This is a genomic window from Flavobacterium noncentrifugens, assembly GCF_900100375.1.
In the GTDB taxonomy this organism is placed as follows: domain Bacteria; phylum Bacteroidota; class Bacteroidia; order Flavobacteriales; family Flavobacteriaceae; genus Flavobacterium; species Flavobacterium noncentrifugens.
This window is the reverse complement of the sequence record NZ_FNEZ01000002.1, coordinates 234,214-250,946: the sequence shown is the minus strand read 5'-3', so window position 1 is coordinate 250,946 and position 16,733 is coordinate 234,214. Positions and strand designations below refer to the sequence as shown.

The following is a 16,733-nucleotide window of genomic DNA, read 5'->3' as shown; positions in this document are numbered from 1 at the left end:
TATTGGCAAAAACTTTAAACTGCAATTAAAAGCTTTAAGAATCTGACATTCCGGCTAATAAGTCATTGAGTTCGTGCAAATGGTTGATTTTATATTGCGGCAAATATGCTGCTTCCCTATTAAAATCCTGCCGGTGGATGTTTTGTCCGTCGTCCAGCAGGCAGACCGTTTTCCAGCCTAATTTGTTTGGCGCGATAAAGTCTTTTGAAATATTATCGCTGATGTAAAAGTAGTCTTTTGTTCCAAACTCGTGGAAAACCGAAAAATTCTGTTCAGAAGGTTTTTCAGACCCGAATTCTTCCGAAACCACGATCCTGTCAAATAAATGCCCGATGTCGAGTGCCTTGATCTTGTTGCGCTGCGTAACCGAAAAACCATCGGTTACAAGCCCTAAATTATGGCCCTCCCTTTTTAATGACAACAACAGATCCCGGCTTTCAGAAAGCGCGTCAAATTGTGGGACATGGTTTCGGTAAATGGCTTTCATGTCTTCTTTTACAGCATTTTCATACCTTTGCCCAAGGTTTCCAAAAACATCTTCTTTGGCCTGATACCAGCCGAACATTTCGTCGAAAAGCCCCGAATTTCCTGCATCTACCTGTGCTGCAATCGCACGGAAAGCCGATTTGAGGTATTCGATTTCTTTCACGAGCGTGTCGTCTAGATCAAAAACAAGGGTCATTTTTTGCATGGCTATTCTTTAAAATTGTGCACGAGCACTTCATCGTCATATCGAAGCATCATCAGGTTTTCTTCCCATTGGTTAAAAACCGGGATCGATTCGTTGCCCATCAGATATTCTTCAATGATCCATTTTGGGAAATTGCCGCCTGCGAGGTAGCTCAACGGATAACCGCCGCCAAATCTGGGGTTGATTTCGATGCCGTAAATCGCTTCGGTTTCTGAATGCACAAACACCTGGAATGTGATGCAGCCTCGAAAGCCTTCGATAAATTCCATTTTCTGCCAAAGTTCCTCTACAAATTTGCCGCGTTTGGTAATGGCTTTATTGACCTCGCCGTCTCGGACTTCTATACGCTTTCGCGGAATGAAACATTTTAACCTGCTGCTTTTGTCGTAATAAAGATCGATCGTATATTCTGTGAATTTTTTATGATCAAGGTATTCGAGGAACATCAGTTTTTCGTTTGAAAAATGATAATCGGTCAACTGCGAGGCTTCGGTAATGATAAAATTATCAACGCTGCGGCTGCCGTCAAAAGGCTTTATATACAGTGGAAGTTTATAATCCGACTTGTCAAATTCTTTTGCAAAATTGATTCCGTGTGCAGCAAAAAAATCGTGGGTTGCCCGCTTATGGCGGAATATTTTTACCGTTTCATAATCTGAAACAACAATCTCAATTCCGTTTTCCCTGAACAATCCGATATTTTGGGCCAAAATCAGCAGTTCGGTATCAATGGTAGGAATGATCAGTTTAACCTGATGTGCAATTGAAAGCCGCAGCAATTCGGGCAAATAATCAGGGCTGCTGATTCTTGGAATTTTAAAAAATCCGTCGGCAACGTGGCAGGCCGAAGACAAGTCGGGCATGGCATCGGCAGCGATGACCTTAGCTTCGGGAAACCCTTTTTTTAGCTCAGACTGAAAAAAACGCACCAGGGAAACCCTGCGCCCGGCTGATGTAATCAATATATTATTCATTTTTCTTTGTGTTCAGATATTAGCATCAAGGTTCAACCGGCCTGGATGTATTCTTTTTGATATCGAATATTCTTTTAAGTATAAATTTCTTGAAATCATTCCTCTTTTCAAGGCTCATCAGGTCAAAACCTGAATTTTACCGCACAATTTTAAATATCGAATTTGCTTTCAGAAAGGTACGCAACAGCAATGGGCTGTTAAAAATGCCGGTAAAAAGCTTTTCTTTTGGTGAACAATAATCTGTCCCGATGAAATTCCGGATCGGGTAAACCTTCAGGACGCGCATTTCATCAATTATTTTCCTGAATTCACGATATGGCATTTTTGATTTTACCAACCTGACAAACAGGAAAAAAGCATACGATTCCTGGCGTGCTTTTAATCTTCTGATTGCATTTTCATTTGCCTTTTTTTCATTTGCCAACGCAACAAGGCCCGAAAATTTCTTAATGACAAACAAAAAATCATTGTTCATTTTCTCGAGATGTTTTCTATCGCGGATCGTCATGATTGAATTGTCATTGACAAAATAACGGTAAACGCTCACTTTTACATAAGCAGCCCTTTGGCAACGCAACAGCAATTCGGTTGTAAACATGCCGTCTTCGACAAGCCTGCCGGGCTCGAAGCGCAAATTCATTTCTTTTAAAAATTGGGTGTTGACCAAATACCAAACCGCATTATTTGGATAATTGTATTGAGCGATGTAGTCACAACCGTTGTAGATTTTGAGGTTTTCAGCCGATGGGAGTTCGCTCTTCACAGACAAATTTGATTCACGCGTCATGACCAGGTCAAATCCCAGAAAATCCAGCATGCCTGTATCTGCGGTAGCTGTCAGGTATTTCAAGATATCTTTTTCGATATAATCGTCAGAATCTACAAAAAAAAGGTATTTCCCGGAAGCATGATCGATGCCGGTATTTCGTGCGCCGCTTAACCCTTGATTCTGCTGGCTGATCACTTTGATATTCTGGTGTTTTTGTGCGTAATGCGTGGCAATGTCAAGACTTTTATCCGGCGAACCGTCGTTGACAATCACGATTTCATAGTCGCGCTCCTGCAAATCCTGGTCAAGCAGGCTATCGAGGCATCTTGCCAGATAGCGTTCGACATTGTAAACCGGCACTACAATACTTACTAACATAATCTTATTTTAATGGTTATTGCCTTCAAATGGCTCAACCGATTTAGCGTCTGCAGCATTAATCCCTTCGCTTTTGAGGACTTTTTGGATCGTTTTGAAAAAGATCTTTACATCTACAGTAAAGCTTAAATGGTCTACATACCAAACGTCATATTCAAATTTCTTGTCCCAGGAAATCCCGTTGCGGCCATTTACCTGTGCCCAGCCTGTGATCCCGGGCTTTACTTCGTGCCTGCGGTTTTGAAAATCATTGTACAGATGCAGATAAGTCGTGAGCAACGGCCGCGGCCCGATCAGGCTCATGTCGCCTTTAAGGATATTGACCAGCTGCGGCAATTCATCTAGGGACGTTTTGCGTACAAAAGCGCCGGTTTTCGTTAATCTTTGTTCATCGGGAAGCAATTTTCCATTGGCATCGCGCCTGTCATTCATCGTTTTAAACTTGACGATCTTAAATACTTTTCCGTTTTTTCCGGGCCGTTCCTGAAAGAAAAAAGGCTTTCCATCATTCGCAAAATATAAAAAAACAGCCACCGGAATCATCAGCGGAAGCGCAAATAGCAAGGCTATAATTGCAAAGGTAAAGTCAAAGAGCGGTTTAAAGAATGATTTATACATGCTGTTTGTTTTTATAGAATGCCGTTAGGTTCTGTATTGCCTGATCGACGGTCACTACCGTATGATAACCCAGTTCCCGTTCAATTTTTGTGTTTGGATAAACGGCCCTTCCGCTAAGCGCTTTCACACGTGAAACGGTAAGCGGGTTATTGGGGACAATTGATAAGATCTTTGCGGCAAACAACATCAATGCTTTCGGGAACCTAAGTTTTGGCGTTGGCTTTTGCAGTTTTTCGGCTATGTTTCCAATAAATGCTTCCAAAGTGTACCAATCCGAAATATTGAAAATATGGTTCTTTGCTTTCGGATGCATGCCCGAAAGGTATAAGGCCTCAATCACATTTTCGACAGCCACATAATTTGCCGACGCGCCTTTTTGGCCAATGTAAAAATAAATGCCTTTTTCTATTGAATGCATCAGCGCAAAAAGCGATGCGTTGCGCATGCTTGAACCGATGACATTTGAAGGGCGCACAATTGTATATGTAAATGCTCCTGAATTTGAAGCATCGATAACCCGCAAATCGGATTCGAGTTTTGTTATTTCATATTCGTTGACAGGATTATAGGGCTGATTCTCTGTAACTGTTCCTGAAAAAATCGGGCCGTAAACCCCAACGCTGCTGAGCTGAACCCAGTGCTTTACATTTCCAGAAGCTTGTTTGATCAGGTTCTCGGTTCCGGTTACGTTGACCGCTTTCATCAATGATTCCTCCCGGATTTCGGCAGCACAATGGTACAATACATCCGTGTTTTCGACCAGCGAACGCAGGGCTTCCACGTCTGAAAGATCTCCAAAATGAAAATTGACCTTTTCTCCAAAACCCAATCCGGATTTTGGCCTTCTCGTCAGGATATGCACATCATCTCCCAAAGCCAAATGTTTTTCTACAAGCAATCTGCCTATAAACCCTGTTGCTCCTGTGATGGCTATTTTCATAACTTTAAGATGCGTTTGTAAAAAGCGACCCATTCTTTCGAGATCATTTCTGCAGAAAAATTGTCGAGGACATATTGCCTCGCATTTTTGCCCATAGCCTGCCGCAATTCGGGATCCATCATTTGCTCCATGCGTTGTGATATTTCGATCGCATCGCCCACTTTATGGCGCAATCCGGTCTCGCCTTCGACGATGGTTTCCATGAGTCCGTAAGTATCGCTGCTGATGATCGGGATTTCCAATAAGGAAGCTTCAATAATGCTGGTACCAAAACCTTCGCGATAGCTTGGCAGGCAAAAGACATCTGCTGCCTGAAGTACTTCGAAAGGCTTGCTGGTATGTCCGTAAAAAACAACCGCATCGATACAGCTTTTGCATATTTCCTTAATTTTTGGCGTAATGTTTTCTTCATCGGGACCAACAAGTACTAATGCCGATTCAGGGTATTTTTTATGGTGCATTGCAAATGCTTCGGCCAGGTCTAAAAGGCCTTTGTCTGCATTCATCCTTCCGAGAAATAAAAAAACGGCTTTATTGGCAACCTGCAGTTCTGCTCTTTCCTTGTTTCTGATTTGGGAATCCGGTACAAATCGTGACGTATCGACTCCACTAATAGACCCTTTGCCCAGAACCGCCGAATTTTTATCAGTAATAATGCCGTTTTTGATAAGAAATTGGCGTTGCGACTGGCCGTCAACAAGAATGTGTGTCGCGGCGCGCACAATCAAACGATCGATTGTTTTTAATATCTTTTTGAAAAGGCCTGTTTTTGTATGCCAGACCTGTCCTGTAAAAATATGTGTCCGTACTTTTATCCCGGCAAGCTTTGCAGCAAAAATACCGATAAGACCTGCTTTTGGAGTTACGGTCTGGACAGCATCAAAATGCATGGATTTTAAGTATTTCCTAAGCGACATTAAGGCGGCCGCATCATCGGTAAGGGTAATGTTGCGCTTAATCGAGATTGATTTGGTTCCTTTTAAATAGGAGCTTTCAAAATCTACACCTTCAAAATCAGCAACAAGATAAATATCAAAATATTCTGACAGATATTCAAAATGCTTTAAAAGAAATGCTTTCGCAGTAAGCGGTGATGCAACTATAAAACAGATCTTTTTTTTCATACGCCAATTAAAGTTCCAAAATTAGTGATTTGAATCGGTTTTGCTAATTTCTTTGCTTAAAACATCAGTCTGCTATCTTTTTTTTAGGCTTTACCAACAATAAAATCCTAAAGAGCATGAAGTTTTTAAGAAAAATCCGCCTAAACCAATCTTTGTGGCTCGGAATAATTTTATGTCCGATATAATAGAGGTCTTTGTCCTGCAATTCTTTTCTGTAGGCTTTGGCCAATTCGAAGCTTTCCGAATTTTTAAAGAACTGGAAAAACAAAGTAACAACCAATATTCCCAGATACTGCAGGTAAAACCCCTGCTCATTTTTCTTTGAATGGTCAATTTTGATATAATGATCGTGCAGGTTCTGGGCTATGGTCACAATGTCGCGATAGGCTTTTTGTTTTTTAGCTGTACTCGTATTTCTGGTAATGGAATCACCCGATTGGTAAAAACTGGCGACAATTTCCGGGATTGCCTGAATTTTTGAGGCTTTCGGAATCAGGCGCGTAAAAAATTCAAGGTCTTCAAAATAAATGTGTTCCATAAAATACAACGCATTGTCTTTGAGGAATTGTGTGCGGTAGAGTTTGTTGCATGCCGACCACATGTAGTTGTAATGCTGAGTATAATCAAATCCGTTACAGCTTTTCCCTTCAGAAGACAGGGAATTGTGGTAGGTGATTTTACCGTCTGGCGTAATGCCTTCTGCCCCAAATTCGAGCATGTCAACCTGAGCATTCCGTGCTTCTGACAGCGTTTTTGAAAGCATTCCGGGATTGATCCAGTCGTCGGCATCCAGAAATAAAATGTATTCCCCGGTCGCGTTTTTAATCCCGGTATTGCGCGCTCCGCCAAGTCCTTTATTTTGCTGCGAAATGACAATGATATTGGCGTGCTTTGCAGCAATCGATTCTACAATGGCCAGGCTGTTGTCGGGCGTTTCGTCATTGACAACAATGATTTCAAAATCATTTTCGGCAAGGTCATTATTAAGAACCGAACCGATGCATTTTTCAATATACCGCTCTACATTGTAAACCGGAATGATGACGCTCAACTTTTTCACGATATAAAGTTTAATACATATGTAAAGATATAATAGATCACCAATATTTTACCTATGGTTTTGTGCTGTTCCGTAATCAGCTTAATTTTAAGCAGCGGATAAATTATGATAATGGCGATCATAAACCAGGACAAATAGGCAAAGCGGTTTGAAAACCCGGCACGAATGATCAGGATCCAGAAAGTATTTACAATAAGATAAACATTTACAAGACGGGTGTAGAATGGGTCATCGAACTTTTTCTTTACAATATAATACCAGGCTGCAAATATCGCAGAGGCGCTGTAAATGATAAAGTCGAGGCGAAAACCTGAACTTTCAAGAGTTTCAACATCAGATAGATATGTTCCTACCCGATCGTCGTTAAAGCCCAGGCTTGTGAAGAGTGTGATAAAAAGCGTTCCTACGGCAAATGACAACGGGATGCTGATGAGCCAGAATTTCAGGTAGGTCCTAAAATCATTGTAAGCAAAAGTAATGCAAAGCGCCAAAATAGGCAATGACATGCTTTTATGAAATGAATAAGACACAAACAGGATAAGAGCCATAATTATTCTTTGGTTGGCAAACGAAATGGCCAATAAAAAAACAGATGTCGCCATGCCATTCCTGATTCCGTTGACTCCATAAGACAGAAAAGAAAACGACGTAACAAGCAGCAGAAAACTGTAAAACCAGTATTTTTTAAACCACTTGATCGAAACAAAAACCAGCGGAACGATATAAATCATAAAGCATACAAAGAAAAACATCTCAGCAGTCATGATTTTCGAGCAGTATTCCATTAAATAATAGAACCCGACATCAGTTGTTGCATCCCTTGCAAATGCAGAACCGTCGGCATACATTTCGAACATGTGGGCATACATTGGCATGTCGACAAAAATGTAATCGATTGGCCTGAAACCTACATATATGCCAAGAAAAACGGCCAGAAAAGCACCAAGAATATTCCATACCGGGAAATTTTTAGGAGCATCCAACACACTGATGTTCGAATACAAATAGCTCAAGAACACCACCAAAAGCAGAACATTAGCATAAATCGTGTAATAAATATTTATCATAATTAAGTTCTAAATGGCAATCTTTGGCTGTTGTAATCTGAAGCCGGTTTTATTTTTAGCTTGTTTTTATCAATTTGTCCCACAGTTCCATGACATGCTGCACATTAAATCTGGCTACATTCTTCAGCGCATTTTCACTCATTTCAGTACGGCGTTTTTCGTCTCGGATCAACAGAATGATTTGTTGTGCCAATGCGTTGACGTCGCCATTCTGAACTAAAACCCCGTCTTCTCCCGGCGTAAGCATGCTTGCCGGGCCGGTTGGGCAGTCAAAAGATACTGTAGGGAGCTTATTCGACATCGCTTCGAGCAAAACCATCGGGAAAGTTTCAAAGCGCGAACTCATTACATAAAATTGCGATTCGGATAATTTGTAGTTGATTTGATCGGTCGCAGGGTTCAGGTGCAGCGAATGCGACAGCTTCTTGGCTTCGATTTGTTGTACCAAGGCTTTATGGTCTTCCCCGTTTCCAAATATTTCCAATGTCCAACCGGTTCGTTCGCGGTCTACGATTTCCCACGCATCAATCAGCAAATCATATCCTTTTTGAAAACACAGCCTTCCTAATGAAATAATTTGATTCTTTTTTGGCAGATTGGGCAAGTCTTTTATTTCATCGAAGAAATTCGGGATGATGACTGCATTTTTGCGGTTGTAATGTTTGTATTCGGCATCATTCAGGAAAACGATTTTCGTATAAAACGATTCTACGAAAGCCGTCAGCACATAAGACAAACGCCTTTTGATCTTGCCGACAAACGACAGCCGCTCATAATTGAGTTCAAAACCGTAATAAGAAGTATGGTATTCGTTGAATATTTTATATTTTCCCGAAATAAACGGGAGCGCATACCGGATGATGTTCAGCGAAATCAAAAAAACCGCATCGGGCTTAAAATCGTGAATTGCCTTTTTCAGCTTTGAAATATGCCCTGGAAATTTCTTGAGGTTCGACAGGCTTAAAAAACTAACACCTTCTTCATAATTGATTTCAAGATCCATCCATTGCACCTTTTCATTCAGCGGCAGGAAAGATTTTTTCCCGAGCTGCTGGGAAGTGATCAGCAATACATCATAACCGTAATGTTCTACCCAATAATTCAGTTTCTGAATCAGGATTTTTTCGGCACCGCCGTGAAGGTAAACCTGGTCGGTTATGTAAATGATCCTCATGCTATTTTTTTACGACATCAATTAATTTCTGAACATTCTTATAGCCCAAAATCCCCATCACTTTAAGCTTCAGTACATTTTTCCATTTCTTTTGCATGGGCACCCAGGACTGAGCAAAATGGTGGATGCAATAAGAATTTTCGGTCAGTTCTATATTTCCGGTCTTGTAGCTTTTCGGGCAAAAATAATCGTTTGGATAAAATGCCACATAGCCTTCTTTTTCCTGGAATGTATTGCTCATAACAAAGCCTTTTTCAAGCATCATTTTAGTGATGATGATCGTATTGGATTCCATTTCCAGCGATCCGTCAGCGTTGATAAACGGGCGGTTGTCGTAATATTCGAGCAGTTCCCTCACCCATTCGCCGCCTTTTTCGCTGGCCATGATCCCTGTTGGCACAAAATCGTCATTTTCGAATCCGGAAAATGCCGGAAGATGAAGAAAATCATCGAGCGATTTGAGCACCTCAACATCCGTATCCATGTAAATGCCGCCAAATTCCTTCAGCGCATACAATCGGCTGACATCAGATACAAAAGCAAATTTCCTGCTTTCGAGCGCCTGTTTTGCAAAAATGAACCGATCGATTGGAAAATTGCCTTCATTCCATTCCATGATTTCATAATCGGGCAGGAATTTTTTCCAGGACGCGATGCATTTTTCTGCCAATGGCGGCAACGGATTTCCTCCGAACCAGCAGTAATGGATGATTTTTGGGATCATGCTAATTTTTGTTTGATAAAATCGATGATGCGCGCATTGGCCTTTCCGTCGCCGTAAGGATTGTGCGCTTTTGACATTTGGTCGTACAGTCCTTTATTGTTCAGCAATTCAAAAGCAGAATTTGAAATCGCATCAAAACTGGTACCTACGAGCTTTACCGTTCCGGCTTCTAGCGCTTCGGGCCTTTCGGTCGTTTCGCGCATCACGAGCACCGGTTTCCCGAGCGATGGCGCTTCTTCCTGTACGCCGCCAGAATCGGTGATGATCAGATAAGATTGTTGCATCATCCATACAAATGAAGGATAATCAAGCGGATCGGTCAAATGAATGTTCGGATATTCCGACAGCAATTTCATTACGGGTTCCTGAACATTCGGGTTTAAATGCACTGGGAAAACGATTTCCACATCGGCATTCGTTGCAATATTTGCAAGTGCTTTGCAGATGTTTAAAAATCCGTCACCAAAATTTTCACGTCGGTGTCCGGTGACCAGAATCACTTTTTTAGTGAAATCAACTTTGGATTTTAAGGCTTCGATTTTCTCGTTTGAGAAATCTTTCCCGAGTTTTTCAACCGTCCACAACAACGAGTCGATGACTGTATTTCCTGTGACTGTGATATTTTCTTCGGCAATTTTCTCGCCTAATAAATTGTTTTTTGAAATGGCCGTCGGGGCGAAATGGTATTCGGCAATTCGCGCCGTAACCTGGCGGTTGATCTCTTCCGGAAAAGGCGCATATTTGTCATACGTACGCAATCCGGCTTCGACATGCCCGGCTTTGATGCCACGGTGAAATGCTGCCCACGCGCAAATTGCAGACGTCGTCGTATCGCCGTGAACAAGCACCAGATCGGGTTTTGCTTCTTCGAGCACGGCATCCATTTTCATGAAAATCCGGCTGCTGAGTTCGTTCAGCGTTTGGTTCTTTTTCATGATATCTAGGTCATAATCCGGAACGATTTCGAAAAAATCCAAAACCTGGTCCAGCATTTCGCGGTGTTGTGCCGTGACGCAGACTTTCACCTCAAAATCAGTGTTTTTAAGGCTGTGTACGAGCGAACCCATTTTGATGGCTTCCGGCCGCGTTCCAAAACAAACAAGGACTTTTTTTATCATAATGCAGGCTGTGTTGTATTTTCAGAGATGAATTTTCTGCATTTTTCTTTGAGCGGTTCGGCTAAAGCGTGGTGCTTTCCGAAATTTTTCACCATCGTATCTTTGGTAATTTTTCCATCCAATCCGAAATTCGACGTAAATGCGCCGGTATTGGCATCGACATCAATGCGGTTGAACAATTCGAGGATTCCGTCGAAACGGCACGAATCTACAAAACTGTCAAATCCGTTCACGAAAATTACCGGAGTTCCCATCGCAAGGCAAGGCAGGGCGCAGTGAATTCTTGAAGTGATGACCAATTTTGCTTTGGCGTATTTGTGCAGCAATTCTTCGGCCATAGCGAATTTTTCGGCATCGTTATATTTGCCCGCAGGCGGCTCCTGGATTTCGTATTTGGCATTTTTGAGCAAGTCGGCATCAATAAAGTTGCTTAAATGCTTTGCTCTTTTTCCGAGCTTGAAAATATTCCCGCTTTGAACGCTTCTCAAAAATCTCCTGATGTCGTAAAAAGTCTTGTCTTTTGTCGGATAGCTATACAACGGATCTACGATGTAAATGTCGTTGCCCCTTTCGGAATCGTCCACTTTATAAGTGTCTAAAGTCAGCGTCAGGCAGCCTGTAAAATAAGCGTCAATGCCTTTCGCTTTCAGTGTATCTGCCGAAAATTGGTCGCGGCAACCAATCGGTTCATGTTTTTTCAAATAGGCAATCCCTTTTTCCGAAAGCATGTAAGGCGCAGCCGTATTGTTGATGTGAAACGACACAAACAACGGGTTGATGTTGTCATTTGGCACCCAATTGTGGATGTTGTGCGTAAACCAGCCATTCATGATGACTTTGGTTTCTTCCCCTTCATAATCTGCCAGTTTTTCCCTGTTGATGTAAGCATCCACGCGCGGGAGGAACTGTTTCGCAGCAAGGCTCTGGATGTTGTCACCGACGTTAAAAAACCGTTTGTTTTCTTCGTATGTTAATAAACCGTATCGCATATCTTAATTATATTTTTCTCCTGATGTTCAGGTAAACTTTAAACAGTTTCGGAAATTTGGCCATCAAAATATATTTCGCTTTTTTGATGCCCTGTCCTTTTGCCGCATTTTTATTAATGATCTCATCTAATGGCAAGGCGGCAAAGGTATTAATATTATTCATTTCTGAAATTTTATCAGAAATTACATATGGATTTTGCGATTCGCGTGCTTTTTCCTGAAGGCATTTCCATTCGTAGGCAACGCCGGTTGTCATGATTGCATTTTCTCCAAAATTCTTTAAGATCAGGTCGTAGAAATTTTTCCCTACATTAAAACCATAGTCGTTTGGATTTTCTCCCGACAATACAATTCCGAGCATTGTACGCTGGCATTTTGCACATTCGCTGCAATTGTAGCCCTTTCGGAATTCTGAATAGCACACGCGCAACTTCACGTGTTCGCCGGTTTTTTTGGCAAAATCGACTATGTTCTGGATCTTATCGGTGCGCCTTAAATGAAAACCGTCGTGTATGACTTTCGTATTGGCCCATTTGACTTTTTCGTCTGTTTCGGATGTAGAACCCCAGCCAAAACTGACTTCGCCAGTATTTGAAGAAGCAATCATAATCGTGGTGATTCCGTTCAGGTAACTTAACGGAGCGATCAGTCCGATCAGCGCCATGCCATGCTGGATTTTTCCCCACCAGTTGATCTCAACGAGCAAATCGACTTCATAGGTATAAAAGGTACGCAGGTTCGAAGTGACATAACACAATTTGCTGTCATTTACGATCGGTTCTTCTTTGTTGAAGCGTACGAAATCGTCCCAGCGTTTGGTATCGCTGATCTCGATATCGGCACCGTGAATGGAAACCAGAAACGGATCGGCAGCGATATTCCGCGTCAGCGATTCGAAAGAATCCAATCCGCCGCTGAATAAAAGTGCGGAATGGTTTTGTGTGAATGTATTTTGTACAAGCCTGTTCACATGCAGTTTTCCTTCGTTTTTAATATTGGAAAAATGCTTTGAAAATTCGGCTTTGAGTTCGATCAACGATTGGTAAAAAGTCGCGTCTAGCTCATCGACATATACATCAAAGCCAGCAAACCAGGCAATGGGCATGATGTTCGCCAAAAGCGGAATCACGACTATGCTTTCAGGAACGCCGCTTACGATTTTGTCATACGCAGCAAAAAAAGATTCTTTTTTACTGAAATATTTTGAAATGTCGCGGCTCGCTTCATAGTTGTAAACGATCGTTTTGCCATCGCCAGAAAAAGTGGAAGGACTAATTTTAAACATGCACTATTTTTTACGCAAAAAAGATGGTATGGAATCTTTGATTATTTTAAGCTCACTTTCGTTCATCCCGAATTTGTACATCAGCAATGAAAAAATACAGACAAACGCCGAAATTTTGATCAACAAATTAAACCAGTTTGCGCCGGGAATAAAATCGACGGCGTAACCGAGCGCCAAAATTACGATAAATGTTGGCAATAATCTACTTGAGAGTTCTTTAAAGAATCGTAAAATATCGAGGTGCATGACCTTATAATAATAAATGTTCATGATGACCTGGCTTAGCAACCAGCCCGAAGTCGAACCAACAATCAGTCCGATCACGCCCCAAAACCGGATCATATAAGCGCCAACGGCAGTTCCGAGCACGATCAAAGAAATATAAGTAATGGCCTTAAACGAGAATTTACTTTTGGCCTCGAGCAATGAATTGGCAAACGACTGAACAAGCGGCAATGTATAAGAAAACATAATGATGATCGCGATAAGCCAGGAGTTTTTGTATGTATCGCCGATCCAAAGGTGTACAAATTGCCTTCCGTAAAGTAAAAATCCGCCAAGGATCATCAACAGGGTAATCAATGAAAACCGCCCGATCCTGATCATCATCGAAGTCAACTCGTCTCGTGACGCATCCAGTACCGCCATCTGTGTTGCCCGCGGTAAAAATACACCCGAAATGGCTGTTGAAAAGGCACCGTAATAGGTTCCGAGCATAATCCCAACCCCATAAATCGCAACGGCCGTTGTACCGGAAACCACGCCTAGGATGATTTGGCCCGCGCGCCATTGGAATTGTCCTACTATAGCAAAAATAAAAATCCATACCGAATAGGAAAATATTTCCCTGATCAGCGGTTTATTGAAATGGTGCAGATGAAACCTGACTTTAAGCACTTTAATGACGTAATAGAAATCGATCGCAATCACAATAATATTGATCACCGTGTCGAGAATGACAATCGAAACCGATTTTCCGCCATAAAGTAGCAAACCTATAATCATCATGGAACGGCTCACATACTTAATAATGTTGACAGCTCTTGGAAATATAAAATGTTCGTATGCCGAGCAAACCGCCCCGAAAGCGCCGCCGGGCAAGGTGATCGCCAAATTCAAAATTAAAATGGCAAACATGATTTTTGCCTTTGCAAGTTCTTCAGCAGTCAGCTTTTCAAAAACCGATTCGATATTCATGTAAAGCGCCACGCCGGCAATAAGGATAATGCCTGCGATTACGCCATAGATGAGCATGGAAGTGGCGAGGAAATTCTCTTCGCTTTTGCGGTCTTGTTTTGCGCGGTATTTGGCAACAAACCGTATAATGGTGTTGTTTAACCCAAAATCGAGGACGCTGATGTACCCGATCAGCGAACCAATCAGCGTATACAACCCATATTCTGAATCCCCGAGCTTGGAAATCATGAATGGCGTGAGCAGCAATCCAATTCCGTTGGTCAGGATGATCGTGATGTAAGATAAAAAAGCGCCTTTTTTAAGCTGGCTCATAGGATGAAATTTATACTGATTATGCCTTGCTCAGGTCTTTAATTTGTTGTAGCGATTCACTTTGAAGCAAAATCGCGGTATAATGTTCCTCTTTGGATTTAACTCCGGTGATACTATCATAAAACGCTTGCATTGCACCAATGAAATGATTGCATGCCATTTCGGTAATAATTTCCAATTTGCCTTGCTGTTCGAGAATGATTGTTGGCTTAAAATCAGGAGCCGGCGTATACGCGCGTTCCACTTTGATTTTTCCTTTCGTGCCCCAGATCTCATAATTGCATTGGTAAAAATGATCCAGGCCAAAAACAATCTGTGCGCCGATTTCATTTTCGTCTTTTAGGAAAGCGCTGCCATATAAATTGGTTCCCGTTTTGGGATCTGTATATAAATTGGAAGCGGTCACTTTAAAATGATCTCCAAGCATAAAACGCACTGCGCGAAGCGGATATCCGGCTACGTCGAATAATGCACCGCCGCCAATTTTATCGTCATACCTGAAATTTTCAACAGCCAACGGCGGAACGCCAAAAGCACCTCGAAAATTCCGGATTTCCCCGATTGCGCCTTCCGCGACAAGCGATTTCACCTTTTGGTGTTGCGTATGGTACAAAAACATATAGCCTTCCATTAAAGCCACGCTTGATTTTTTGGCGTTTTCTACCATCGATTGTGCCGACGCAAATGAAATGGCAATTGATTTTTCGGCATATACATGTTTGCCCAAAAGCAACGCTTTATTCACCCATTCGTCATGAAGCCCTGTTGGCAGCGGCACATAAACGGCATCAATATCTTCTAAGAGCAAATTGTCATAACCGGTTATGGCTTTACATCCGAAAAGAAAAGCAAATTCCTGTGCCTTTTCAGGCGAACGGCTTGCGATGGCGACCACTTCAAATTGGTCTGGAAGTGCAAGCAAAGCAGGAACAACCGACTTTTTAGCGATTGCCGCACAGCCCATGATCCCAATTCTTATTTTTTTCATTCCAATGCTATTCGTAAATTTCCTGCAAAACCTGGCTGATGGCATTTACAGTATAATCAAGTCCGATTTCTCCTAGTTCTGTATAAAATGGCAGGCGCACAATCCTGTCGGCCTGATATTGTGTAATCGGCAGATCTTCAATTTTGTAGCCAAATTCCAAGCCTTTTGGAGCGGAGTGTAAAGGCTGGTAGCCGATGTAAGCTGCAATATTGTGATCGTCCCGAAGTTTCGCCATAAATTGCTGTTGGTGTTCGATCGTATCAATCACTACCCAGAACGCATGGTGGTTGATCTCTGCATGTTCAGGAACTTTCCGGAAAGTCAGTTTTCCTTTTTCCTGCCACGGCGTAAGCAATTCGATGTAGGCTTTTGTAATGTTGCTGCGCAGGCTTTTCATCTTGTCTTCGGCCTCGAGCTGCGCCAAAAGCATGGCCGCTAAAATATCTGACAATAAGTAACTTGACCCTTTATCGACCCAGTGGTATTTGCTTTTTACACCATTTAATACTAAAGTGCGGTCGGTGCCTTTTTCCTGTAAAAAATGTGCTCTTGCTTCCCATTCCGGAACGTTTACAACCAATGCGCCGCCTTCTCCGGAATTGTAATTTTTGGTTTCGTGAAAGCTAAAAGTGGCAATATGCGCCTGCGTGCCGCAAGGTTTTCCTTTGTAGTAGCTTCCGTATGACTGCGCGCAGTCTTGCATCACGATCAAATTGTGGCGGTTCGCAATATCCATGATCGTATCGATGTCGCAGGAAAGTCCGGCATAGTCAATTGGCAGGATCATTTTTGTTTTTGGCGTGATCAGTGCTTCGATTTTTGTCGCGTCGATGTTCATTGTTTCTGGCTCCACTTCGCAGAAAACCGGAACCGCACCAAACAAAACAACGGCATTTACTGTCGAACTGAATGTAAATGACGGCAGGATCACTTCATCTCCAGGCCCGATATTTGCCAGTACGGCGCCCATTTCAAGTGCTGCCGTTCCGGACGGAACCAGAAAAGTTTCATTAAATCCGTGCTTTTCCCTCATTAACGCGATGACTTTTTTGCAAAAATCATGGTTGCCGCAATGCCTGCCCGAATAGAGCGATTCTAGTAAATATTTTTCCTCGTTCCCTGTAAAATAAACTTTGTTGAATGGTATGATCATCGTTATGATTTTAATTAAAATTTACTGCTGCCAATAAATTTCCTGACTGTATGTTTAAATAATTGTTGGATTATAAAAAAATGCATTTGTAATTTTCCTGAAAAATTAAGGATTTGTAGGGCACTTTTAGCAAATCAACTGGATTTGTAATTCATGATTCTGATAGTGGCAT

General features: G+C 42.0%; 16 protein-coding genes. All 16 read right to left on the bottom strand.

Features of this window, described 5'->3' with window-relative positions; all coding sequences use genetic code 11:
• Positions 1-34: 34 nt before the first annotated feature.
• Positions 35-691, bottom strand: a complete 657-nt coding sequence (locus BLS32_RS05800) for an HAD family hydrolase (RefSeq protein ID WP_091392822.1) — start codon at positions 689-691, stop codon at positions 35-37.
• 2 nt (positions 692-693) lie between these two features.
• Positions 694-1,665 carry an ATP-grasp domain-containing protein gene (locus tag BLS32_RS05795; protein WP_091392821.1) on the bottom strand — a complete coding sequence of 324 codons (972 nt, stop codon included), beginning with the start codon at positions 1,663-1,665 and terminating at the stop codon, positions 694-696.
• A 136-nt stretch (positions 1,666-1,801) separates the two neighbouring features.
• Positions 1,802-2,812 carry a glycosyltransferase gene (locus tag BLS32_RS05790; protein WP_091392819.1) on the bottom strand — a complete coding sequence of 337 codons (1,011 nt, stop codon included), beginning with the start codon at positions 2,810-2,812 and terminating at the stop codon, positions 1,802-1,804.
• Between the two features lie 9 nt (positions 2,813-2,821).
• The gene (locus tag BLS32_RS05785) at positions 2,822-3,430 is read right to left on the bottom strand and encodes a sugar transferase (RefSeq protein ID WP_091392817.1); all 609 of its coding nucleotides are present in this window, start codon (positions 3,428-3,430) and stop codon (positions 2,822-2,824) included.
• Entirely contained in the window at positions 3,423-4,370 is a 948-nt protein-coding gene (locus BLS32_RS05780) for an NAD-dependent epimerase/dehydratase family protein (protein WP_170227536.1), read from the bottom strand. The genes BLS32_RS05785 and BLS32_RS05780 overlap by 8 nt, the downstream gene beginning before the upstream one ends.
• The gene (locus BLS32_RS05775) at positions 4,367-5,494 is read right to left on the bottom strand and encodes a glycosyltransferase (RefSeq protein ID WP_091392813.1); all 1,128 of its coding nucleotides are present in this window, start codon (positions 5,492-5,494) and stop codon (positions 4,367-4,369) included. The genes BLS32_RS05780 and BLS32_RS05775 overlap by 4 nt, the downstream gene beginning before the upstream one ends.
• A gap of 64 nt (positions 5,495-5,558) precedes the next feature.
• Positions 5,559-6,554, bottom strand: coding sequence for a glycosyltransferase family 2 protein (locus BLS32_RS05770; RefSeq protein WP_170227535.1), 996 nt, complete (start codon positions 6,552-6,554; stop codon positions 5,559-5,561).
• A complete protein-coding gene (locus tag BLS32_RS05765) occupies positions 6,551-7,621 on the bottom strand; it encodes an EpsG family protein (protein WP_091392809.1) in 1,071 nt (356 codons plus the stop codon). The genes BLS32_RS05770 and BLS32_RS05765 overlap by 4 nt, the downstream gene beginning before the upstream one ends.
• Before the next feature lie 55 nt (positions 7,622-7,676).
• Entirely contained in the window at positions 7,677-8,795 is a 1,119-nt protein-coding gene (locus tag BLS32_RS05760) for a glycosyltransferase family 4 protein (protein ID WP_091392807.1), read from the bottom strand.
• 1 nt (position 8,796) lies between these two features.
• Positions 8,797-9,519, bottom strand: a complete 723-nt coding sequence (locus BLS32_RS05755) for a glycosyltransferase family 32 protein (RefSeq protein ID WP_091392805.1) — start codon at positions 9,517-9,519, stop codon at positions 8,797-8,799.
• The gene (gene wecB, locus BLS32_RS05750; RefSeq protein ID WP_091394609.1) at positions 9,516-10,634 is read right to left on the bottom strand and encodes a non-hydrolyzing UDP-N-acetylglucosamine 2-epimerase; all 1,119 of its coding nucleotides are present in this window, start codon (positions 10,632-10,634) and stop codon (positions 9,516-9,518) included. The genes BLS32_RS05755 and wecB overlap by 4 nt, the downstream gene beginning before the upstream one ends.
• A complete protein-coding gene (locus tag BLS32_RS05745) occupies positions 10,634-11,626 on the bottom strand; it encodes a polysaccharide pyruvyl transferase family protein (protein WP_091392804.1) in 993 nt (330 codons plus the stop codon). The genes wecB and BLS32_RS05745 overlap by 1 nt, the downstream gene beginning before the upstream one ends.
• A 7-nt stretch (positions 11,627-11,633) precedes the next feature.
• Positions 11,634-12,911 carry a hypothetical protein gene (locus BLS32_RS05740; RefSeq protein ID WP_091392803.1) on the bottom strand — a complete coding sequence of 426 codons (1,278 nt, stop codon included), beginning with the start codon at positions 12,909-12,911 and terminating at the stop codon, positions 11,634-11,636.
• A 3-nt stretch (positions 12,912-12,914) separates the two neighbouring features.
• Entirely contained in the window at positions 12,915-14,420 is a 1,506-nt protein-coding gene (locus tag BLS32_RS05735) for a lipopolysaccharide biosynthesis protein (protein ID WP_091392801.1), read from the bottom strand.
• Positions 14,421-14,439: 19 nt separating this feature from the next.
• Positions 14,440-15,408 (bottom strand): Gfo/Idh/MocA family protein, encoded by a 969-nt coding sequence (locus tag BLS32_RS05730; protein ID WP_091392799.1) that lies wholly within the window; start codon positions 15,406-15,408, stop codon positions 14,440-14,442.
• A 7-nt stretch (positions 15,409-15,415) separates the two neighbouring features.
• Positions 15,416-16,561: a dTDP-4-amino-4,6-dideoxygalactose transaminase gene (rffA, locus tag BLS32_RS05725; protein ID WP_091392798.1), complete on the bottom strand. Its 1,146-nt coding sequence runs from the start codon at positions 16,559-16,561 to the stop codon at positions 15,416-15,418.
• Positions 16,562-16,733: the final 172 nt, after the last annotated feature.